Consider the following 21,006-nt stretch of genomic DNA (forward strand, 5'->3'; position numbering starts at 1 on the left):
GCGACCGAGTCGTCAAATCCCGCCCTAAACGCTACACCGTTCGATACCTCAAAAAGAACATTAACTGAACGGCATTACCCCAAATGGGGCGCTTTTTTTTGCCCCTCCGCCCGTCCTCTCCCGCCCTCTTCCGTCCTTCACGCTGACGCCGGGAGCCTGCCTCGGCCAGAAAGTCGCGTATTTCCGCTCGCCGCGGGTAAACTCTGCGGCCGCTGCGCCGTTAACGAGATAGTACAAAGGCAGTTTTTATCGGACGAATCGCGCTATTTGCTGCTTCCGTCCTAGCGCAGAGTTTTTGTCCATCGGATGAACGCGCGAATCGGTAAATAGCGGGGCGATTGCGGGCGTCTTCATCGAATTCGATAAAAATGGCACTGCTAGTCTTTCTACTGGCGAAAAGAAACGCGTTGAAGTACCTTCGGGCGTGCGAAATCCCATAGATAAGCGCGTCGGATTATGTTGCCTGCAAGCGGCAATTATGCTTTCCGTGCTATTCGAGTAAGAACGACCGAAAACCGGTCGGAGTTCCCAGTCTCTTTCAGGGCCAACATGGTTGCCATTTTCGATTACCTGCTGGAACGCCAGATATCGACGCAATGGCGCGGCGTGCTCGCCGCGCTCGCCGAAGAATTCGAAGCGCAGATCGGACGCAATGAATTGCGTCAATTGATGAACCGGATCGGCCAGCGCTTCGCGAACGCGCATCCGCTGCCTGCGTGCGAGTCGCTTGCCGATCTCGTCGAATCGCTCAACGCCTTGTGGCGCGGGACCGACTGGGGTTTCGTCGCGCTTGCCGAGGAGCCCGCTTACCTGAGCATCACGCACTACTGCGCGCCGCTGCCGGCATTCGGCGAGCGCGCGCTCGCCTGGACGCCCGCGTTTCTCGAAGGCGCCTACCAGCAGTGGCTGGGTGCGCTCGGCGCAGACGGTCTCGCGATGAAGCAATCCGGTGAATTCGATGAAAACGCCGCAGTCGAATTTCGATTGGCACGCGGCGCTGCATAAACGAAAGATTGTCACTAGCGGCAAAAGCGAGAGTGGACACGGCATCGAATTCGATGCATTCGCTTTGAATCATTACCCGCAGCGGTTCGGCGAATCCGCGCGGCATTACCTAATTGGCAACGCGAATCAGGGCATTACGAGGACGGCGGCATCATGAATACTTCGCGGGACATCGAAAAGTTATTCGAGCATTTCGGCGGCAACGCCGGTGATTATCAGGAAATAGGCAAGGAGAACGAGGCACGCTCGGCGCGGACGCGCTGGCCGCTCCTTGCGACGCTCGATTTCGCGCAGCCGCCGATTCCCGAGGTCGCGCAGCGTCGCGACGTCCAGTTGCCGACGGCGCGCGGTGCGCGCGGCGATGCAGCCTCGGACGCCTCGCCCGCGCCGACGCCGATCAACCGCGGCAAGCCGCCGCTCTTCGCACGAGCGCACCGGCGCACGATCCCGCCGGTCGGCAACGTGACGCTGCCGGCTGTCACACCGGGCGCCCCGCGCTTCGCTGAATCGAGTGAAGCAGCGTCGCCGGCCGAAGCAGCGCCGGTAACAGCGACGGCGCCCGCTGCGGCTCCGGCACAGCCGGCGCTGCGCGCCGCCGTACCGGCTGTGCCCGCTGCGCCCCTCGCGCCCCTCGCCCCCCTCGCAGCAAACCCGTTCGCGTCGCGCCCGGCGCAGACTTCGTTGCGCGCCGCCCTGAGCCCCGCACCCGCGACGCCGCCCGCGCCGAAGCCCGCCGCGATCCCCGCCCGCCCGGCGGCTTCGCACTCTCCGGCGCCGCAATCGATTCTCGGCAAGCTCTTCGCGTCGCCCGCATGCGACGCCGCGCCCGAACCCCAGGCCCCGGCGGCCGCCGCGAAGTTGCTCGCTTCGGTCTTCGACCGCCTGCGCGGTTCGCTCGCAAGCCCGGACGACGCCCGCAACGACAATCCCCCCGCCAGCCGCGCGTGGGCCACCAGCCGGATGCCGCGCTCATGAAAGTCATCACCGTGGTATCGGCCAAGGGCGGCGTCGGCAAAACGACGCTCGCCGCGAATCTCGCGTCCGTGCTCGCCGCGCGCTCGCGTCGCGTGATCGTGCTCGACCTCGATCCGCAAAACGCGCTGCGCCTGCATTTCGGCATTCCGCTCGACAGCATCGACGGCATCTCGCGGGCGACGCTCGCCGGCGACGCCTGGCAGAGCGTGATGTTCGACGGCGTCGACGGCGTCACCGTGCTGCCGTACGGCGCGGTGCTCGAAGACGACCGCCGGCGCTTCGAGGCCCACGTCGACCGCGAGCCGGCCTGGCTCGCGCACTCGCTCGACACGCTCGGGCTCGATCCGTCGGACATCGTGATCGTCGATACCCCGCCGGGTTCGTCCGTCTACACGCGCACGGCGCTGACGGCGGCGAATTTCGCGCTGAACGTCGTGCTCGCGGACGCCGCGTCCTACGCAGCGATCCCGCAGATGGAACGCATGATCGAGAACTACGCGTCGCCGCGCGCCGATTTCGGCGGGCAGGGCTACGTCGTGAATCAGGTCGACCAGTCGCGCCAGTTGAGCAAGGACGTGCTGAAGGTGCTGCGCAACATGCTCGGCACGAGGCTGTTCCCGGGCGTGATCCATCAGGACGAAGGCGTGAGCGAATCGCTTGCGTGCGACACCACGCTCATCCATTACGACCCGCTTTCCCAGGCCGCCGCCGACCTGCGCGCGTGCGGCGACTGGCTGCTGTCGGCGATCGACACGATGCAGGTCTCGCCGAGGAACGTCGCATGAGCACGACCAATGGCACGCCCGAGGCGGCCGAGAAACCGTCGCGCCTCGAACGTTTCGTCGATGCGCGCATCTGGGCGAGCCGCCCGGTCACGATCCTCGTGACGCTGTTCGCGGTCGTCGCGCTGTATTTCGTGGTGACGGTACCGCTCGCGTTCGGCCAGCAACTCGCGTTCGCGACCCTCTGTTTCCTGTTCGCGCTCGGCTTTCGCCGCCTACAGGGCCAGTACGCAACGCTCGTGATGATCATGCTGTCGGTGGTCGCCTCGGGCCGCTACATGTTCTGGCGCCTGACCGAGACCACGTACTGGGAGCGTCCGCTCGATGCCGCCTGGGGACTTTTGCTCGTCTCGGCGGAGGTCTATTCGACGATCGTGCTCATGCTCGGCTATTTCCAGACCGCCTGGCCGTTGAAGCGCAAACCGCTGCCGCTGCCCGCCTCGCGCGCCGAGTGGCCGACCGTCGACATCTTCATTCCGACCTACAACGAGCCGCTGTCGGTCGTGAAGCCGACGATCTACGCCGCGCTCGCGCTCGACTATCCCGCCGACAAGCTCGCGATCCATGTGCTCGACGACGGCCGCCGCCCCGAATTCAAGGCGTTCTGCGAGGAACTCGGCGTCAACTGGACGATCCGCACGCACAACCGCCATGCAAAGGCCGGCAACATCAACGAAGCGCTCAAGATCACAAAGGGCGAATATCTCGCGATCTTCGACTGCGATCACATCCCGACGCGCTCGTTCCTCCAGATCGGCCTCGGCTGGTTCCTGCGCGACAAGCTGCTCGCGATGCTCCAGACGCCGCACCATTTCTTCTCGCCGGACCCGTTCGAGCGCAATCTCGGCACGTTCCGCAAGGTGCCGAACGAAGGCGAGCTGTTCTACGGCCTCGTGCAGGACGGCAACGATCTCTGGAACGCGACCTTCTTCTGCGGCTCGTGCGCGATCCTGCGACGCACGATGGTCGAAGAAATCGGCGGCATCGCGGTGGAAACCGTGACCGAAGACGCACATACGGCGCTCAAGCTGCACCGCCTCGGCTACACCACCGCGTATCTCGCGATTCCGCAGGCGGCCGGCCTCGCGACGGAAAGCCTGTCCGGCCACATCGGGCAGCGGATTCGCTGGGCGCGCGGCATGACGCAGATCTTCCGCATCGACAATCCGCTGACGGGGCGCGGCCTGAAGATCGGCCAGCGCCTGTGTTACCTGAACGCGATGATGCACTTCTTCTACGGCATCCCGCGACTCGTCTTCCTGACCGCGCCGCTGTCGTTCCTGTTCTTCGGCGCGCACGTGATCGAAGCGGCGGCGAGCACCATCGCGATCTTCGCGCTGCCGCACATGATGCACGCGAGCATCACCAATTCGCGGATGCAGCGTTCGTTTCGCCATTCGTTCTGGGCGGAAGTGTACGAATCGGTGCTGGCGTCCTACATCACGGCCCCGACGCTGCTCGCCGTCATCAACCCGAAGCTCGGCAAGTTCAACGTGACGGCGAAAGGCGGCCAGATCGCGAACGACTATTTCGACTGGTCGATCTCGCGCCCTTACCTGTTCCTGCTGCTCTTGAACCTGATCGGCTTCGTGGCCGGCATCGCGCACATCTGGCTCTACTGGGACGTGCGAAGCGAAGTGCAGACGACCATCCTGAATCTCTGCTGGACCGTCTACAACATGCTGATCCTCGGCGCGAGCGTCGCGGCGGCGAGCGAGCGCCGCCAGGTCCGCACGACGCATCGCGTGCACATGCAGATGCCCGTGATGCTCAAGTTCTCGACCGGCCGTACGCTCGCGTGCGAAACGATCGACTACTCGGAAGGCGGCGTCGGCGTGAAGCTGCCGAGCCAGATCGAAGTGCCGATGCACGAGCGCGTGACGGTCTCGCTCTTTCGCGGCGACGAGGAATACGCGTTCCCTGCGACGGTCGGCTTCACGGCGCCGGGGCGCGTCGGCCTGCGCTTTGCCACGCTCACGCGCGAGCAGGAGTTCGAGTTCGTCAAGACGACCTTCGCGCGCGCCGACGCCTGGACCGGCTGGGGCGAGGGACGCCTCGCGGATACGCCCCTGCGCGGGCTGTCGCACGTGCTGCTGGTCGGCTCGCGCGGCATCGCAGGATTGTTCGAACTTCTTCACAGTGACCTTCGGACGTGGATGCGAAAGCGCCCCATCGATACCAAGAAGCTGAAAACGAAAGACTGAAAATGGGCAAAGGCATCTCGAAGTTGCGCGTGGATCACGTACCGGGCGAGCGCACGCCACGTTTCTGCGAAAGGCCCCTCGGGCGCGTACTGGCAGTCTGGATGGCGTTGCAGACCGCGTTCGCGGCGCCGCTCGCGGCCGCCGCGACGGCAGCGAGCGCGCCGTCTGCCACCGACACCGCTACCGGCGTCGGCTCGGTGCCCGCGCCGAGTCCGGCCGTGCTGCTCAATCCGAACACGGTCGCCCAGCCTGCGCTGGCAATGCCGGTGCCGGCGTTCTCGGGCAATCAGGGCAAGCCGCTCACCGTGCGCGTGCCGACCACCGCCGATCCGGGCACGCTGGTGCCGGGCGGCCGCCGTCAGACGCTCACGTTCGCCGATCTCGGCGCGCTCGATCCGCTGCAACTGCGCGGCACGGACGGCCAGAACGGCGTGCCGTTCTCCGTGCGCGGCGACGAAGTCGTCACTGCGGCAGTGCTGCATCTGATCTACAGCTATTCGCCGTCGCTGTTGCCGAACATCTCGCAACTGAAGGTGCTGATCAACGGCGAAGTCGCGGCCACGCTGCCGGTGCCGCGCGATCAGGCGGGCACGCTCGTCGCCCGCGACGTCGCGATCGATCCGCGCTTCATCACCGAGTTCAACCACCTGAACGTGCAGTTGATCGGGCATTACACGCAGCAGTGCGAGGACCCGTCGAATTCGACGCTGTGGGCGACCGTCAGCAACGCGAGCTCGCTCGACCTGACCTACGCGTTCCTCGCAAGCAAGCCCGATCTCGCCGCACTGCCGGCGCCCTTCTTCGACCGCCGCGACGTGCGCCGGCTCGAACTGCCGTTCGTGTTCGCGCAGAAGCCGAGCAGCCAGACGCTCGAAGCGGGGGGTTCGGTGGCATCGTGGTTCGGCTCGCTCGCGGGCTATCGCGGCGCCGTGTTCCCCGCGCAGATCGACAACGCGCCGCTCGCCGGCAACGCCGTGATCTTCGCGACGTCCGAATCGCGTCCGACGGGCGTCGAGATTCCGCCGGTTTCCGGACCGACGATTGCCGTCGTCGACCGGCCGGCGCCCGCGCGCGGCCGGTTCCTCCTTGTGCTCGGCCGCAACGACACCGAACTGAAGACCGCCGCGCGCGCGCTCGGCATGGGCCAGAACGCGCTGTCCGGCCAGAGCGCGACGATCACGCAACTGACCGACCTCCAGCCGCGCCGCCCCTACGACGCGCCGAACTGGCTCGCGACCGACCGTCCGGTGCGCTTCGGCGAACTGGCGGAAGCCCGCGACCTGACCGCTAACGGCTACGACGCCGACGCCGTGCGCGTGAACCTGCGCGTGCCGCCCGACCTCTTCATGTGGCAGACCAAGGGCGTGCCGATCGACCTCGGTTACCGCTATACGGTGCGGCCCGCGCCCGATCGTTCGTCGCTCAATATCAGCGTGAACAACGGCTTCGTGCAGTCGCTGCGGATTCCGGCGGTGTCGGCGTCGACGTTCGATCTCGGCCAGTACTTCAGCCGCGTGATGCCGGACAAGACCGTTGCCGCGCGCCGCGAGATCTATGTGCCGCCGCTCTTGCTCACGCCGCGCGCGCAGTTGCGCCTGCACTTCTACTACGACATCCCGAAGACCGGCGAATGCACGGGGCGCGTGCTGGACAACGTCGTCGGCGCGATCGATCCGAATTCGACCATCGATCTCTCCGGCTTCCCGCACTACATGGCGCTGCCCGACCTCGCCGCGTTCGCGAACGGCGGCTTCCCGTTCACGCGTCTCGCGGATTTGTCGCAGACAGCCGTGATCCTGCCGACCGACGCCGGTTCCGCCGACTACAGCCTGTTCCTGCTCGAAATGGGCCGGATGGGCGCATCGACGGGCTATCCGGCAACGAACGTCGCGGTCGCTTCTGCCGACCAGGTCGATCAGTTCGCCGACAAGGACCTGCTGATCCTCGGCTCGCCGGGACGCCAGCCGCTCCTGCAGCGCTGGGCGAAGTCGATGCCCTTCTCCGGCGACGGCGACGCGCGCACGTTCGAGCTGACCGACGTCGCGTACAAGGTCGTCGACTGGTGGCACGGGCCGCACGGCGTCGAGCGCTCGCCCGCGCGGGCGGACCTGTCGCTCGTGAGTTCGAGCGGCGACGCGCTCATCACCGGCTTCGAATCGCCGCTGAAGAAGGGCAGGAGCGCGGTCGCGCTGATCAGCGCGGCGGGCCAGTCGGACGCCGACTTGAGCGCCGCGCTCCTCGACAACGACCTGCTGCCGGAAATCCAGGGCGCGATGGCGGTGATCCACGGCCGCTCGGTCACGGTGACGTCGAACGGCGAGGCGTACTACGTCGGCCACCTGTCGCCGATGAATTACATGCGCTGGGCGCTGTCGTCGCATCCGCTTTTGCTGGTGCTCTCCGGGCTCGTCGCCGCGCTGATCATCGCCGCGCTGTTCTACCGTGCGTTGCGTGCGATCGCCGCGCGCCGCCTGAGGGACTGAGATGCGGCATGCCCTCCGTATGACGACCGTGGCGGCCGCGATGCTGCTCGCGGGCAGCGTTGCGAACGCTGCCTCGTGCAGCGCCGACTGGCCGGCGTACCGCACGTTCGTCGAGCGCTTCGTGCAGGCCGACGGCCGCGTGATCGACTTTTCGACGCCCGCGCAGCAGACCACGTCCGAAGGCCAGTCCTACGGGATGTTCTTCGCGCTCGTCGCGAACGACCGCGCGACCTTCGACCGTCTGCTCGACTGGACGCGTGCGAACCTCGCGGCCAACCGCTTCGATCCGCAAAACGTGCAGCTTCCGGCGTGGCAGTGGGGGAAGAAGCCCGACGGCTCGTTCGGCGTGCTCGACCCGAACTCCGCGTCGGATTCGGACCTGTGGATCGCCTACGATCTCCTGCAGGCCGGACGCCTCTGGAAAGAGCCGGCTTACACGAAGCTCGGGCAGGCGCTCGCCGCGCAGATCGTGAAGCATGAAGTCGTCGATCTGGCCGGTCTCGGACCGATGCTGCTGCCCGGCCCGCAAGGCTTTCGCACCGGCGACGTGACGCGCCTGAATCCGAGCTATCTGCCGCTTTCCGTGCTGCGCGCACTCGCGCACGACGCGCCGAACGGCCCGTGGACGCGCCTCGCCGTGAACGCGTACAAGCTCGTCAAGACGACCTCGCCGCACGGCTACGCGCCCGACTGGGCGGCGTACAAGGACGGCCAGTTCGTAGTCGACCCGAAGAACGGCGACACCGGCAGCTATGACGCGATCCGCGTCTATCTGTGGGCGGGTCTCGCCGCGCCCGCCGATCCGCTCGCGAAGACGTGGCTCGCTGCGCTTGGCGGCATGCGCCAGAGCATCGCGCAGACGGGCATTCCGCCGGAGCGCGTCGCGGTCGCGACCGGCACGCCGGCCGGCGAAGGCCCGCTGTCCTACTGGGCCGCGCTCGCGCCGTACTTCAAGGCATTGAACGACGAACGCGGGCTCGGCCTTGCCCGCACGCATCTCGCCGCGTTCGACGCGCCCTCGCCGGGCGCCGGACGCGACCCTGTCTATTACGATCGTGTGCTGGGGTTGTTCGGCACGGGATTCATCGACGGCCGCTATCGTTTCGACGAAAGCGGCCGTCTCGTGCCAAGCTGGAGAAGCGCATGCTGATTCGCGCAAAAAGAAGCGCGCTGGCGCTGAGCATCGCGACGGCGTTCGCCGCCAACGCGCCCGCCGTCGTTTTCGCGCAGGCCGCGGCCGACCCGCTCAACGTCCTGATCGACCAGGGCAAGTACTGGCAGGCGCACAAGCGCGGCGACCTCGCCGAGCAGGCGTGGCAGAAAGTGCTGCGCATCGATCCGAAGCAGCCCGACGCGCTGTTCGGCATGGGCATGGTGCTCGCCGACCGCAAGGACGGCAGCGGCGCGCAGCAGTATCTCGCGCGCCTCAGGGAGGTCGCGCCGAATTATCCGAGCATCGACGAACTCGGCCGCCGGCTCGGCGAAACCAGCGCGCGCGACCAGACCGTGAACGACGCCCGGCGCCTCGCGCAGAGCGGCCAGAGTGCATCGGCGGTCGAGGAGTACAAGCGGGCGATCGAAGGCAAGCCGTCGACGCCCGCGCTGCAGCTCGAGTACTACCAGGCGCTCGCGGCGACGCCGCAGGGCTGGGACGAAGCGCGTCGCGGGCTCGAACAGCTCGCGCGCCAGAATCCCGACGATCCGCGCTACACGCTCGCGTACGCGCAGCATCTGACTTACCGCGACTCGACCCGGCGCGACGGCATCGCGCGGCTCGCGCAGTTGTCGAACGACAGCACGGTCGGCGCGCAGGCGAAGAAGAGCTGGCGGCAGGCGCTTTTGTGGCTCGGCGCTCGCGCGTCGGACGCGCCGCTCTTCCAGGCGTATTTGCAGACCTCGCCAGATGACGCTGCCGTGAAAGCCCGCTTCGATTCGATGGTGCAGCAGGACAAGGCCGCCCGCGAGCGCGCGCAAACCGACGCGGTCGTCGATGCACGCGGTCGCACTGTCGCCGAGGGCTTCACCGCGCTCGATCGCGGTGATCTCGTCACGGCGCGGGCGAAGTTTTCGTCGGTGCTGGTCTCGAATCCGAACGACGCCGATGCACTCGGCGGCATGGGCGTCGCCTCGCTCAAGCAGGAGAAATTCGCCGAAGCGCGCACCTATCTCGAACGCGCGTCGCGGGCAGGCAATCCCGCGCGCTGGAAGGACGCGCTCACGAGCGCAACCTACTGGACCTACACGAGCGAAGCGATCGGCGCGCGCAGCAACGGCGACAATGCGAAGGCGAAGGCGCTGTTCGAACGCGCGATCGCGGTGAATCCGTCGGACGTCACCGCGCAGACGCTGCTCGGCGAGACGCTCCTCGCGATGGGTGACGCGCGCGGCGCGGAAGCGGCGTACCGCATGGCATTGCGCCGCCAGGCCGACAACCCCGACGCGATCCGCGGACTCGTCGGCGCGCTCGCGGCGCAGGGTCGCGGCGACGAGGCGCTCGAATTCGCGAACCGGCTGAACGCCGAACAGCAGTCGAAGGCGGGCGGCATCAACAAGCTGCGCGGCGAAGCGCAGGCGGCGCAGGCGCGCGCGGCAGAAGCGCGCGGCGATCTCGGCAGCGCGCGCAGTCTCTTCGAAGACGCGCTCCTCAACAATCCCGACGATCCGTGGCTGCGGCTCGACCTCGCGCGCATCTACGTTCGCCAGGGTGCCGTCGCGAACGCGCGCAGCATGATGGACGGCCTGCTCGCGACCCATCCCGACATGACCGACGCGCTCTACGCGAGCGCGCTCCTGTCGGCGGAGACGCAGGACTGGTCGGCCGGACTCGCGCAGCTCGACCGGATTCCCGCCGCGCAGCGCACCGCCGCGATGACGGCGCTCCAGCACCGGCTGTGGGTGCACCAGCAGGCCGATCTCGCCACGCGCCTCGCACGCAACGGCCAGCGCCAGCAGGCATTTTCGATGCTGCAGGCGGCCGAGCCGGTCGCGTACGGCTCGCCGGAACTGATCGGCGCGCTGGCGTCGGCGTATGTGACGGCGGGCGATCCGTCCCGCGCGCTCGCACTCGTGCGCAGCGCGCTGAGCGCTGCGCCGAACGATCCCGGGCTGCTGCTGCAATACGCGGGCATCCTGTCGGCGGCGCAGCAGGAGGCCGAACTCGGTTCCGTGATGCGCCGGCTCGCGGCAATGCCGCTCACGCCGCAGCAACGCACCGATTTCAACAACCTGAACCTCGGCATCGTCATCAAGCAATGCGATACGGTGCGGCTGCGCGGCGATCTCGCGGCCGCTTACGACGTGATCGCGCCGTGGCTCGCCGCGATGCCCGACAACGCCGATCTGCAGGCGGCGCTCGCGCGCCTCTACACTTCCGCCGGCGACGATGCGAGCGCGCTCAGGAGTTATCGCGCGGCGCTCGCGCGCCGTCCGGACGACCTCGGGCTGCAACTGGCGGCGATGTCGTCGGCGACGGCCACGAAGGATTATCGATACGCGGAATCGCTCGCGAATCAGGCGCTGCAAGCCGCGCCTGGCGATCCGGCGACGCTTGCCGCCGTCGGACGGATGTATCGCGCCGAAGGCAAGCTCGATCTCGCGGCGCAGTATCTGCAACGTTCGCTCGTCGCGGCCAACACGCCGCTCGCGCCGACTGCGCGCAGTGCCGCCGGAGCGCCGTCGAATGTGCCGCGCGGCTGGGAAACCGCGATGCAGCGCGTCGGTGCGGCGCCTCTGCCCGGCACCAATCCGTTCGAAGGCAAGACGGCCGTCGATACGACGACGGCAGCACCTTATTCCTCGGCCCCTTTCCAGCCGACCACTTCTCCGACCCAAGCCGTGCCGAACTATCTGCCGCCTTCCCAGCCCGCGCCCTATGTCGCGCCTTACGTGGCGCCTTATGCGAATCCCGGCGCGCCGTCCGGCGCGACCCGCCCGGTGGCGGCAAGCGGCGGCTACGGTCCCGACACGTACGGCTCCGGACAGTCCGGCGGTCCCGCTGCCGCGCCGCTGCAACCCTATCCGGGACAGGACGGGCAGGCGGGCTACGGCGCGCCGCAGTATCAGCAGGCGCCTGCGCAGGGGTATCAGCAGCAACCGGCGGCTTATCCCGCGCAGAACGGTTACGTGAGCACACCCTGGCCGATGTCGCCGGCAGCGCGCGACGCGCAGCCGTACGCGGCCGACGTCCCGTTACCCGCCGCCGGCTCGAAGCGTTCGACGAGCAAGAAGCAGGCGCCGGCGCGCGCGCCTCAATATGCGGCAGCGCCGACGTATCCGCAGCAGCAGCCTTATCCGCAACAGCCTTACCCGCAGCAGCAGGCTTACGCCGCACAGCCCTATGTGCCGCAGGCGCCTTATCCGCAACAGCAGCCCTACCAGCCCTCTGCGCAGCAGCAATACATCCCGCAGCCGCCTGCGGGATACGCGCAGCCGTACAACCTGGCCCAGCCTCAAGCCCGGCAACCCGCAGGCGCGGCCGCGGTTGCCAGCGCGCAGACGCAGGGCGTCGCGGAGGAACTCGCGCAGATCGAGCGCGAGCAGGCGAGCACCGTATCGGGCGGGATCGTGTTCCGCAACCGCAACGGCGAGGACGGACTGTCGAATCTGACCGATATCGAAGCACCCATCGAAGGCCGCATCAAGGCGGGTAACGGCCACGTCGTCGTGCGCGTGACGCCCGTCACGCTCGACGCCGGCACCGCCGAGGCCAACTCGCAGACGCTCGCGCGCTTCGGCTCCGGCCTCGGGCCAGTGACGGGCCTGCCGCCGACCAACGCGCTGACCAACCCCTACGGCTCGCAGACGGCGACGGGCGTCGGCTTGTCGGTGGGCTACGAGAATCGCAACATCAAGGGCGACGTCGGCTCGACGCCCCTCGGCTTTCGCGAGACGACCGTGGTCGGCGGCGTGCAGTACCAGAACGCGATCACGGACAAGGTGTCGTACTCCGTCGCGGTCGCGCGGCGGGCGGTCACGGACAGCCTGCTCTCCTACGCCGGCGCGCGCGACAGCTTCGCGGGCCTCGAATGGGGCGGCGTGACCTCGAACGGCGTGCGCGGCGACCTCGGCTGGGACGACGGCACGAGCGGCGTCTACCTGAACGCGGCTTTCCAGTATCTCGACGGCAAGAACGTCGCGAGCAACAACGCGGTCAAGGGCGGCGGCGGCATCTATACGCGCCTCATCAAGGACGCGGACCAGACGCTGACCGTCGGCGCGAACACCACGCTGATGCACTACGACAAGAACCTGTCCTACTTCACCTATGGTCAGGGCGGATACTTCAGTCCGCAGCAGTACATGATCCTGAACTTCCCGGTCGAATACATGGGTCGCGTGGGACTGTTCTCGTACGATCTGAAGGGATCGATCGGCGTGCAGCATTACCGGCAGGACAAGTCGGATTACTTCCCGACCAACGCCAGCTATCAGGCGGCCTACGCGAAGCTCGGATTTGCACCCGATGCCGGTGCTGTCTATCCGGAGCAGAGCAAGACGGGCGTGTCCTATTCGCTCAACGCGACGGGCGAATACCAGCTCGCGCCGCAACTCGCGTTCGGTGCGACGGCGGCTTTCGGCAACGCGTACCAGTATCGCGAGTGGCTCGCGGCCGTGTACGTCCGCTACAGCTTCTCGAAGCAGTCGGGCATCCCGTCCTTCCCGCCAAATCCGCTCGTTTCGCCGTTCCTCTCGTTGTCCAACTGACAGCGATCAGCCGGGCAACGCCCGGCTGACTCCCGCCTGCACGCGTCGCCGCAATGGCGGCGCGCTTATCCCATGTATCCGAGGTGCTCGGCGAGAATCAGCGAGCCGATCGCGATCAGTATCACGCCCCCGCCGACTTCCGCCCGCTGCCCCACGACCGCGCCCAGAAAGCGCCCGACCATCACGCCGAGCGTGACCATCACCATGGTCGCGAGGCCGATGGTGGCGGCCGTTGAAAGGATGTTCACGTCGATGAACGCGAGGCCGGCGCCGACCGCCATCGCATCGATGCTGGTGGCGAAGCCCGTCGCCGCGAGCAGCCAGAACGAATGGCGGCTCGGCTTTTCGGCTTGCGGCTCGGGCGTGCCGAAGCCCGACCGGATCATGCGCAAGCCGAGCAGCGCGAGCAGTCCGAACGCGATCCAGTGATCCCATGAAGCGACATAGGGCGCGGCGGCCCGGCCGAGCGCCCAGCCGATCAGCGGCGTAGCGGCCTCGATCAGGCCGAAGACGAGGCCCGTCCTGAGCGCCTCGCGCAAATGCGGCCGGTTGAGCGCCGCGCCTTTTCCGACGGCGGCAGCGAAGGCATCCGTCGACATGGCGACGGCGAGCAGAAGTGTGGAGGCGATATTCATGAAGTAGCGTGCGGGCCGGGCGTGAACATGCGACATGCCCTCGCGCCCGGCCGGCCGCGCTGACATGTCGATGGTCTTGCCAACCTGAAAAGGTGCGATGGCTGCTCATGCCACGGTCGATCCGACCAAGCGTGTTGACATGAGCGCTTCCGTGAGACGGAAGCCGGCTACTCCCCAAAGACAGCGGAGAGCATACCACGACAGAAAGCTATATGTAATAAAACAACTCACTTCGTTTCTGTTTTCGGCATGTTATTCCTCTTTGCTACATCTTGTTAATAATTCTTACTCATGTAATGATAACGATTCGCATTAACTATCGACAGCTTCCGTCATTGTGTCCGGCACGACGGCGGCTGCCCTTCAATTCCGGGCAGTTCCGCAGCCAGCCGCGGGCTGCGCCGTGACTTGCCTGGCGGCGATCGACGTCGATCTCGCCTGCCAGCAACAATTTCATGTATCGGGGATTCACATGTTGAGGAAGACGCCGCTTGCTGCGGCCTTGATGACGATCGTCGCCGCGCCGATCGCCGCGCCGCTCTACGCTCAGACCGCACCGCAAGCTGCACCGCAGGCCGCCGCACAGGCAACGCCGGCAACGCAAACCGCGCAGGCCGCGCAAACCGCACCGGCCGCCGCCGACACCACGGCGCCCGCCGAAGGCGGCGCACTGCCCGCCGTGCGCGTGACCGGCCAGGCCGACACGAGCGGCGACTTCCAGGCGGACACATCGAGCGTCGGTGCCAAGGTGCCGACTGCGCTGCGCGATATTCCGCAGGCCGTGACCGTGGTGCCGAAGGCGCTGCTGCAGTCGCAGGCGGTCACGTCGTTCACCGATGCGCTGCGCAACGTCCCCGGCATCACGATCGGCGCGGCCGAAGGCGGCCAGATCGGCAACAACATCAACCTGCGCGGCTTCACCGCGCGCACCGACATCTACCTCGATGGCTTCCGCGACCGCGGCCAGTACTATCGCGACACGTTCAACCTCGAATCCATCGACGTGCTCTACGGCCCGTCGTCGCTGTATTTCGGGCGCGGCTCGACGGGCGGCGTGATCAACCAGGTCAGCAAGCAGCCGAACCTGAAACCGCGCGCTGACGTGTCCCTGATGGCCGGCACGCACGACCGCTATCGCGCGACCGTCGACGTGAACCAGCCGATCAGCGATACGGCCGCGGTGCGCGTCAACGCATTCGGGCAGGACATCGGCACGACGCGCGATGTAATGAAGAGCAAGGACTACGGCGTCGCGCCGGAAATCAAGTTCGGCATCGGCACGCCGACCGAAGTCACGCTGACCGCGCTGATCGAGCACAACCGCGACCAGCCCGACTACGGCGTGCCGGCGCTCAACGGCCATCCGGCGCCGGTCGATCGCAAGACTTTCTACGGTTTCACCGACGACCGCACGATTCAGGACGTGCAAACCGTTTCGGCGCGCATCAAGCACCGCTTCAACGACAACCTGACGCTGCGCAACCAGACGCAGTTCAGCCACTACGGCACCGAGGCGCGCGCGACCAATCCGGCCGCCGTGCTGACTGGTCCGCCCGGAACATCGACCGCGCTGACGAACGGCAACTACACGACGCTGCCGTTGTCGTCGCTGTACGTCAGGCTGCAGGGCAAGGACCGCACGATCAACGACCACTCGGTCTACAACTCGACCGATCTCGAAGCGAAGTTCGACACCGGCTTCCTCAAGCATGACGTCATCACGGGCGTGGACCTGAGTCACGAGACATACAGCAACCAGAGCTTCACCTCGACCGCAGCAGGGTTGCCGTCGAACACGCTCGCGATCGTGCCGCTCGTCGATCCGGTGTACACGACCCGCCCCGCGAGCACGAAGACCGTCGCGACCAATCTCGCGGAATCCAGCGCGAACGGCATCGGTCTCTATGTCAACGACACGGTTTCGATCGGCGAGCACTGGAAGGTCGTGGGTGGCGTGCGCTGGGACCGCTATGAGGCGTCGATCAACAACTCGATCAACGTGCCCTCGTACGCAACGCAGACGAACTTCTTTACCAGCGTGCGCGGCGGCGTCATCTGGCAGCCGTCCGACTGGCAGTCGTACTACGTGTCGTACGGCACTTCGTTCGATCCGTCGCTCGAAGCGCTGACGCTCACAAACGGCCAGCAGAACCTGCCGCCGGAAAAGAACCGCTCGTATGAAGTCGGCTCCAAATGGGACCTGCTCGGCGGCGGGTTGTCGATCTCGCAGTCGCTCTTCAGCATCGAGAAGACCAACGCGCGCACGGCCGACTCGACGGGCGGCTACCATCTCGACGGCGATGTGCGCGTGCGCGGTTATCAGCTGGGCGTCGCGGGCCACATCACGAACAAGTGGCAGGTGTTCGGCGGCTACACGTACATGAACGGCGAAGTGCTGAAGGCGCTCGACGGCACCACCGGCAACACGCTGGCGAACACGCCGCGCAACATGCTGACGCTGTGGACCACCTATGCGTTCACGCCGCATTGGGAAATCGGCGGCGGTCCGACGTACATGTCGTCGCGCTATGCGGCGAATACCAACTACGTATCGGTGCCGGGCTACACGCGCTGGGATGCGATGGCCGCCTATCACGCGAAGAAGTACGACATCCAGTTCAACGTGCTCAACATGACCGACAAGAAGTACTACGACGCGCTGATCCCGTCCGATGGCGGACGCGCGGTACCGGGTGTCGGACGCACGTTCATCGGGACGCTAAACTATCGCTTCCTGTGATCGCCTGAGACGATCCACCCACGCCGCCCGCTTCGCTGCCGAAGCAGGCGGCTTTTACGCACGTAGAACCGAATCATGATTGTCTGCATCCCCAACGTACTCACCCCCGAGAACGCCGCCGCGATGCGCGCCCGGCTCGAAGCCGCCACCGACTCGTGGGTCGACGGGCGCGTGACGTCGGGCTACCAGAGCGCGCCCGTCAAGCAGAACCAGCAGATTGCGGAAAACTCGCCAATCGCGCGCGAGATGGGCGAGCTCATCATCGGCGCGCTCGAACAGAATCCGCTGTTCATCAGCTCGGCGCTGCCGAATCGCGTCTATCCGCCGCTCTTCAACCGCTATGAAGGAGGCATGCATTTCGGCAGTCACGTCGACGGCGCGATCCGCATCGTGCCGGGCCACGGCGCGCGCGTTCGCACAGACGTGTCGATCACGCTGTTTCTTTCGCGGCCGGAGGACTACGAAGGCGGCGAACTCGTCATCGAGGACACCTACGGCGTGCAGGAAGTGAAGCTGCCCGCTGGACACGCAGTCGTCTATCCGGCGACGAGCCTGCATCAGGTGCGCCCCGTCACGCGCGGCGCGCGCGTGTCGAGCTTCTTCTGGGTGCAGAGCCTCGTGCGCGACGACGGGCGCCGCACGCTGCTCTTCGACATGGACTCGGCCATCCAGCGCCTTCCCGCCGACGACCAAGCACGCCGCACGCTCGTCGGCTGCTATCACAACCTGCTGCGCATGTGGAGCGACACGTAAGCGGCTACATCCCCCAGCGCAGGCCGGGCGCATGCACGGGGCTGTCCCAGTGGGCGGTCATCTCGTCGTCGAGCACGCATAGCGTGATCGATGCGCCCGACATCTCCAGCGATGTCGTGAGCGGCCCGACCAGCACGCGCGAAACATGCAGGTCGCGCTGCTGCAACCACAGACGCGTCGAGTTGAAAAGCAGATAAAGCTCGCCGAGCGGCGTGCCGCCAAGCCCGTTCACGAGCACGAGCAGTTGCGCGCCCGCCTCTGGCGCCAGATCGTCGACGATCGCCGTAAGCAGCTCGCCCGCGATCGCATCGGCGGAGGCCATCGGCGCGCGGCGCCGCCCCGGCTCGCCGTGGATGCCGACGCCCACCTCGATTTCATCGTCGCCGATCTTGAACGTGCGCGTGCCCGCCGCCGGCACGGTGCAGCTCGTGAACGCGACGCCCATCGATGCCGTGTGCTTGTTGATGCGATCGCCGAAGGTCTTGCACTGTTCGAGGCTCGCGCCGCTCTCCGCCATGCTGCCCACCAGCTTCTCGACGATCACCGTGCCCGCCACACCACGACGCCCCGTCGTATAGCTCGAATTCTCCACGGCGACATCGTCGTTGATGAGCACCATCGCGTTTTCGACCTCGCACATCTCCGACGCCATCTCGAAGTTCATCACGTCGCCGGAATAGTTCTTCACGATGAACAGCACGCCCGCGCCCATATCGACGGCCTTCGCGGCAGCCATCATCTGGTCGGGCGTCGGCGAGGTGAAAACCTGACCCGGACACGCCGCGTCGAGCATCCCGTAGCCGACGAAGCCGCTGTGCAGCGGCTCGTGTCCCGAGCCGCCGCCGGAGATCAGCGCGACCTTGCCGGGCTTCGGTTCGCGGCGCCGCACAAACACGGGATCTTCGTTGAGCACGACCAAATCGGCATGCGCGGCGGCGAAGCCGGCGAGGCTTTCCGTGAGGAAGTCGTCGACGTGGTTGATGAACTTCTTCATGTTTCCACTCCTTTTCAACTGGATTGGGCGAGCCGCGCGCACACCGCCGCGATCATGAGCTGGCTGGACCGCGCTCCGGGATCGATATGGCCGCGCGAGCGTTCGCCGAGAAAGGACGCGCGCCCCTTGGTCGCGAGCATGTCGCGCGTGGCGAGCATCGACGTTTCGGCGACCTGCGGCAAGCCGGTCAGCACATCGCCGGAGGACGCGCCTGCGGCAGCCAGTTCCTCGAAACGCCGGGCGACCGGGATCAGCACGTCCATCATCGTCTTGCTGCCCTCGCCCGTCTTGCCGCGCTGCCCGACGGCATCGACGCCGGCCATGAAGATGCGAGCCAGGGCATCGACGTTCAGCGTTTCGTTCGCGGACGCCTTTCCCATGCCGTTCAGCAGCGAAAAGAACAAGGGACCCGACGAACCGCCTACCGTCGAGAGGATTTTCATCGCGGCCAGGTCGAGCGCGGGCCCGAACGCGGCAGCCTCGATCTGCGCGCGCGCCGTGACGAGCGCTTCCATGCCGCGCAGCAGGTTGAAGATATGATCGCCGTCGCCGATCTGCTGGTCGAGCTGCGCGATCTCATCGGTGTTCGCCACGAGCGCCGCGTGCGCGGCGTCGATGCATGCCATGACCGTCTTGCCGTTCATGTCCGGATCCTCCTGCCGTCGGCGCGAAAATATAAAAGGCTTTGCGCGGGCAGCGAGATGCCTACCGTCTGTCCCGGGCTGAAGTTGCGCTCCATCGAGGTCGTCGCGACGACCGGCGTGCCGTTGCGATCGAGAATCAGCAGATGCCGCAGCGGTGAATATTCGAGCACCTTCAGTTCGAGCGCGCTCTGTCTGCCGGCCGCTTCGAGCACGATGTCCTCCGGACGAATCGCGACGACGGAGGCATCGGCGGGAAGCGAGGACGCATCGAAGAACGCGGGCGGCAGCAGGTTGATCGGCGGCGAGCCGAGGCGCCGCGCGGCGGACAGGCATTCGGGATCGCCATAGACTTCGCGCGGCGTGCCGATCTGCACGAGACGCCCGTGTTCGAGAATGCCGATGCGGTCTGCGAGCGTCGTCGCTTCAACCTGGTCGTGCGTCACGTAGACGATGGTCGCGCCGATCTGCCGGTGCAACCGCTTTAGTTCGATGCGCAGTTCCTCGCGCAGCTTGGCATCGAGCGACGAGAGCGGCTCGTCCATCAGGAACGCGCGCGGCTCGCGCACGAGGGCGCGCCCGATCGCGACGCGTTGCATCTCGCCGCCCGAGAGATGCGTCGCCATGTTGCCGAGCTTCGACTCCATGTGCAGCATCCCGGCGACCTTCTGCACGCGCGCGCGCACCTCGCCTTCGCTCGTGCGGCGGCGCGGCGAGCGCAGCGGAAACGCGAGGTTGTCGAAGACGCTCAGGTGCGGATACAGCGAATACTGCTGGAAGATGAACGCGACATCGCGCTCGGACGGATGGACGTCTGTCGCGATCTCGCCGTCGATCAGCACGTCACCTGCATCGGGGCCTTCGAGACCCGCGATGAGACGCAGCGTGGTCGTCTTGCCCGCGCCGCTCGGACCGAGGATCACCACGAATTCGCCGTCCTTCACGTCGAGCGATAGATCGTCGACCGCGACGATCGCGCCGAAGCGCTTCGAGACGTTGCGCAACTGGATCTCAGCCATGAGCGGCTCCCGGAAGCAGGCGGCCGCTCGTGGCGTCATAGAGCAGCGTGCGGTCGCGGCGCATCGACAGCCCGACAGGCGACCCCGCCGCGAGCCTCGCGTCCTTGCTTGTGCGCGCACGCACGACGCCCGCCGCGGTCTCGATGACGAGCACCTGATGCGAGCCGAGATACTCGTCGGCGATCACCTTGCCGCGCAGCGGTCCCGCGTCATCGATCACGACATGTTCAGGCCGGACGCCGAGCAGCACGCGCTCTGACGTGGCATCGCAACGCGGCACGGCGATCGGCGCATCGTGCAGGCGCACTGTTTCATCGCCTGCATGCACTGCGCCGTCCACCGGCAGAAAGTTCATCGGCGGGCTGCCGATGAAATTGCCGACGAACACCGTCGCCGGAAAATGATAGATCTCGTGCGGCGGCCCAGCTTGCAGCACTTCGCCCTGGTTCATCACGACGAGATCGTCGGCCATTGCCATCGCTTCGCTCTGGTCGTGCGTCACGTAGACGGTCGTCGCCGAGAGCGCGTTGTGCAGCTTGCGCAATTCGAGGCACATCAGTTCGCGGAAATCGGCATCGAGCGTGCCGAGCGGCTCGTCCATCAGGAACGCCTTCGGCTGGCGCACAATAGCGCGGCCGAGCGCGACGCGTTGCCGGTCGCCGCCCGAGAGGCCGCCCGTCTTGCGATCCATCAGCTCCTCGATGCGCAGCATGCGCGCGGCGGCATCCACGCGCGTGGCGATATCGCGGCGCGGCACGTGTTCGTTCTTCAGCGGAAACGCGATGTTCTCGCGCACCGTCATGTGCGGATAGAGCGCGAACATCTGGAACACGAACGCGATGTCGCGTTGACGAGCGCGCAATGCGGTGACGTCCTCGCCGTCGATCAGGATCTGGCCGGACGTCGGCAACTCCAGACCGGCGATCATGCGCAGCGTGGTCGTCTTGCCGCAACCCGACGGCCCAAGCAGCACGACGAAGCGACCCGCGCCGACCGTCAGATCAGTGCCGCGCACGGCGGTGAAATCGCCGAAGCGTTTGTGCAGGTTGACGAGAACGATCTGCGACATGAG

At 66.6% G+C, this 21,006-nt stretch carries 14 protein-coding genes and 1 riboswitch; of the genes, 9 read left to right on the top strand and 5 right to left on the bottom strand.

The genetic code is table 11. The features are described from left to right. Positions 1-549: 549 nt before the first annotated feature. The 7 genes from bcsD (at position 550) to AWB81_RS05840 (ending at position 13,152) form a co-directional block, all read left to right on the top strand. Positions 550-1,005 (top strand): cellulose biosynthesis protein BcsD, encoded by a 456-nt coding sequence (gene bcsD / locus AWB81_RS05810; RefSeq protein WP_062633151.1) that lies wholly within the window; start codon positions 550-552, stop codon positions 1,003-1,005. 153 nt (positions 1,006-1,158) lie between these two features. Beyond that, the gene (bcsP, locus tag AWB81_RS05815; protein WP_062633153.1) at positions 1,159-1,980 is read left to right on the top strand and encodes a cellulose biosynthesis protein BcsP; all 822 of its coding nucleotides are present in this window, start codon (positions 1,159-1,161) and stop codon (positions 1,978-1,980) included. Continuing rightward, positions 1,977-2,765, top strand: coding sequence for a cellulose biosynthesis protein BcsQ (gene bcsQ / locus AWB81_RS05820; protein ID WP_062633404.1), 789 nt, complete (start codon positions 1,977-1,979; stop codon positions 2,763-2,765). Before bcsP ends, bcsQ begins: the two co-directional genes overlap by 4 nt. Beyond that, positions 2,762-4,966: a UDP-forming cellulose synthase catalytic subunit gene (bcsA, locus tag AWB81_RS05825; protein ID WP_062633155.1), complete on the top strand. Its 2,205-nt coding sequence runs from the start codon at positions 2,762-2,764 to the stop codon at positions 4,964-4,966. The genes bcsQ and bcsA overlap by 4 nt, the downstream gene beginning before the upstream one ends. Positions 4,967-4,968: 2 nt before the next feature. Beyond that, on the top strand, positions 4,969-7,449 hold the full coding sequence (bcsB, locus tag AWB81_RS05830) for a cellulose biosynthesis cyclic di-GMP-binding regulatory protein BcsB (protein WP_087134821.1): 2,481 nt from the start codon (positions 4,969-4,971) through the stop codon (positions 7,447-7,449). A 40-nt stretch (positions 7,450-7,489) separates the two neighbouring features. Next, a complete protein-coding gene (gene bcsZ / locus AWB81_RS05835) occupies positions 7,490-8,599 on the top strand; it encodes a cellulose synthase complex periplasmic endoglucanase BcsZ (RefSeq protein WP_235025731.1) in 1,110 nt (369 codons plus the stop codon). Further along, positions 8,593-13,152, top strand: coding sequence for a cellulose biosynthesis protein BcsC (locus AWB81_RS05840; RefSeq protein WP_062633159.1), 4,560 nt, complete (start codon positions 8,593-8,595; stop codon positions 13,150-13,152). Before bcsZ ends, AWB81_RS05840 begins: the two co-directional genes overlap by 7 nt. Positions 13,153-13,217: 65 nt before the next feature. On the opposite strand, the gene mntP is transcribed toward AWB81_RS05840, so the two are convergent. After that, complete coding sequence (gene mntP / locus AWB81_RS05845) at positions 13,218-13,787, bottom strand: manganese efflux pump MntP (protein WP_062633408.1); 570 nt, start codon at positions 13,785-13,787, stop codon at positions 13,218-13,220. A gap of 10 nt (positions 13,788-13,797) precedes the next feature. Beyond that, positions 13,798-13,975, bottom strand: a riboswitch (yybP-ykoY riboswitch). A 284-nt stretch (positions 13,976-14,259) separates the two neighbouring features. On the opposite strand from mntP, the gene AWB81_RS05850 reads away from it, so the two are divergent. Next, positions 14,260-16,527: a TonB-dependent receptor gene (locus AWB81_RS05850; RefSeq protein ID WP_062633411.1), complete on the top strand. Its 2,268-nt coding sequence runs from the start codon at positions 14,260-14,262 to the stop codon at positions 16,525-16,527. 75 nt (positions 16,528-16,602) lie between these two features. Further along, a complete protein-coding gene (locus AWB81_RS05855; protein ID WP_062633161.1) occupies positions 16,603-17,280 on the top strand; it encodes a Fe2+-dependent dioxygenase in 678 nt (225 codons plus the stop codon). 4 nt (positions 17,281-17,284) lie between these two features. On the opposite strand, the gene dhaK is transcribed toward AWB81_RS05855, so the two are convergent. Genes dhaK through AWB81_RS05875 form a run of 4 tightly spaced genes read right to left on the bottom strand, consistent with a single transcriptional unit; the run spans position 17,285 to position 21,003 of the window. Continuing rightward, the gene (gene dhaK, locus AWB81_RS05860; RefSeq protein ID WP_062633163.1) at positions 17,285-18,274 is read right to left on the bottom strand and encodes a dihydroxyacetone kinase subunit DhaK; all 990 of its coding nucleotides are present in this window, start codon (positions 18,272-18,274) and stop codon (positions 17,285-17,287) included. A gap of 14 nt (positions 18,275-18,288) precedes the next feature. After that, entirely contained in the window at positions 18,289-18,918 is a 630-nt protein-coding gene (gene dhaL / locus AWB81_RS05865; RefSeq protein ID WP_062633165.1) for a dihydroxyacetone kinase subunit DhaL, read from the bottom strand. Continuing rightward, complete coding sequence (locus AWB81_RS05870; protein ID WP_062633166.1) at positions 18,915-19,934, bottom strand: ABC transporter ATP-binding protein; 1,020 nt, start codon at positions 19,932-19,934, stop codon at positions 18,915-18,917. Before AWB81_RS05870 ends, dhaL begins: the two co-directional genes overlap by 4 nt. Then, the gene (locus tag AWB81_RS05875) at positions 19,927-21,003 is read right to left on the bottom strand and encodes an ABC transporter ATP-binding protein (RefSeq protein WP_062633168.1); all 1,077 of its coding nucleotides are present in this window, start codon (positions 21,001-21,003) and stop codon (positions 19,927-19,929) included. The genes AWB81_RS05870 and AWB81_RS05875 overlap by 8 nt, the downstream gene beginning before the upstream one ends. Positions 21,004-21,006 lie beyond the last annotated feature (3 nt).

It is taken from the genome of Caballeronia arationis (genome assembly GCF_001544975.2).
Taxonomy (GTDB): Bacteria; Pseudomonadota; Gammaproteobacteria; order Burkholderiales; family Burkholderiaceae; genus Caballeronia; species Caballeronia arationis.

Coding starts and splice junctions, on each gene's coding strand:
- bcsA (WP_062633155.1), top strand. CDS start 2,762: ATGAGCACGACCAATGGCACGCCCGAGGCGGCCGAGAAACCGTCGCGC.
- bcsB (WP_087134821.1), top strand. CDS start 4,969: ATGGGCAAAGGCATCTCGAAGTTGCGCGTGGATCACGTACCGGGCGAG.
- dhaK (WP_062633163.1), bottom strand. CDS start 18,274: ATGAAGAAGTTCATCAACCACGTCGACGACTTCCTCACGGAAAGCCTC.
- AWB81_RS05840 (WP_062633159.1), top strand. CDS start 8,593: ATGCTGATTCGCGCAAAAAGAAGCGCGCTGGCGCTGAGCATCGCGACG.
- mntP (WP_062633408.1), bottom strand. CDS start 13,787: ATGAATATCGCCTCCACACTTCTGCTCGCCGTCGCCATGTCGACGGAT.
- bcsQ (WP_062633404.1), top strand. CDS start 1,977: ATGAAAGTCATCACCGTGGTATCGGCCAAGGGCGGCGTCGGCAAAACG.
- bcsZ (WP_235025731.1), top strand. CDS start 7,490: ATGCTGCTCGCGGGCAGCGTTGCGAACGCTGCCTCGTGCAGCGCCGAC.
- dhaL (WP_062633165.1), bottom strand. CDS start 18,918: ATGAACGGCAAGACGGTCATGGCATGCATCGACGCCGCGCACGCGGCG.
- bcsP (WP_062633153.1), top strand. CDS start 1,159: ATGAATACTTCGCGGGACATCGAAAAGTTATTCGAGCATTTCGGCGGC.
- AWB81_RS05850 (WP_062633411.1), top strand. CDS start 14,260: ATGTTGAGGAAGACGCCGCTTGCTGCGGCCTTGATGACGATCGTCGCC.
- AWB81_RS05875 (WP_062633168.1), bottom strand. CDS start 21,003: ATGTCGCAGATCGTTCTCGTCAACCTGCACAAACGCTTCGGCGATTTC.
- AWB81_RS05855 (WP_062633161.1), top strand. CDS start 16,603: ATGATTGTCTGCATCCCCAACGTACTCACCCCCGAGAACGCCGCCGCG.
- bcsD (WP_062633151.1), top strand. CDS start 550: ATGGTTGCCATTTTCGATTACCTGCTGGAACGCCAGATATCGACGCAA.
- AWB81_RS05870 (WP_062633166.1), bottom strand. CDS start 19,934: ATGGCTGAGATCCAGTTGCGCAACGTCTCGAAGCGCTTCGGCGCGATC.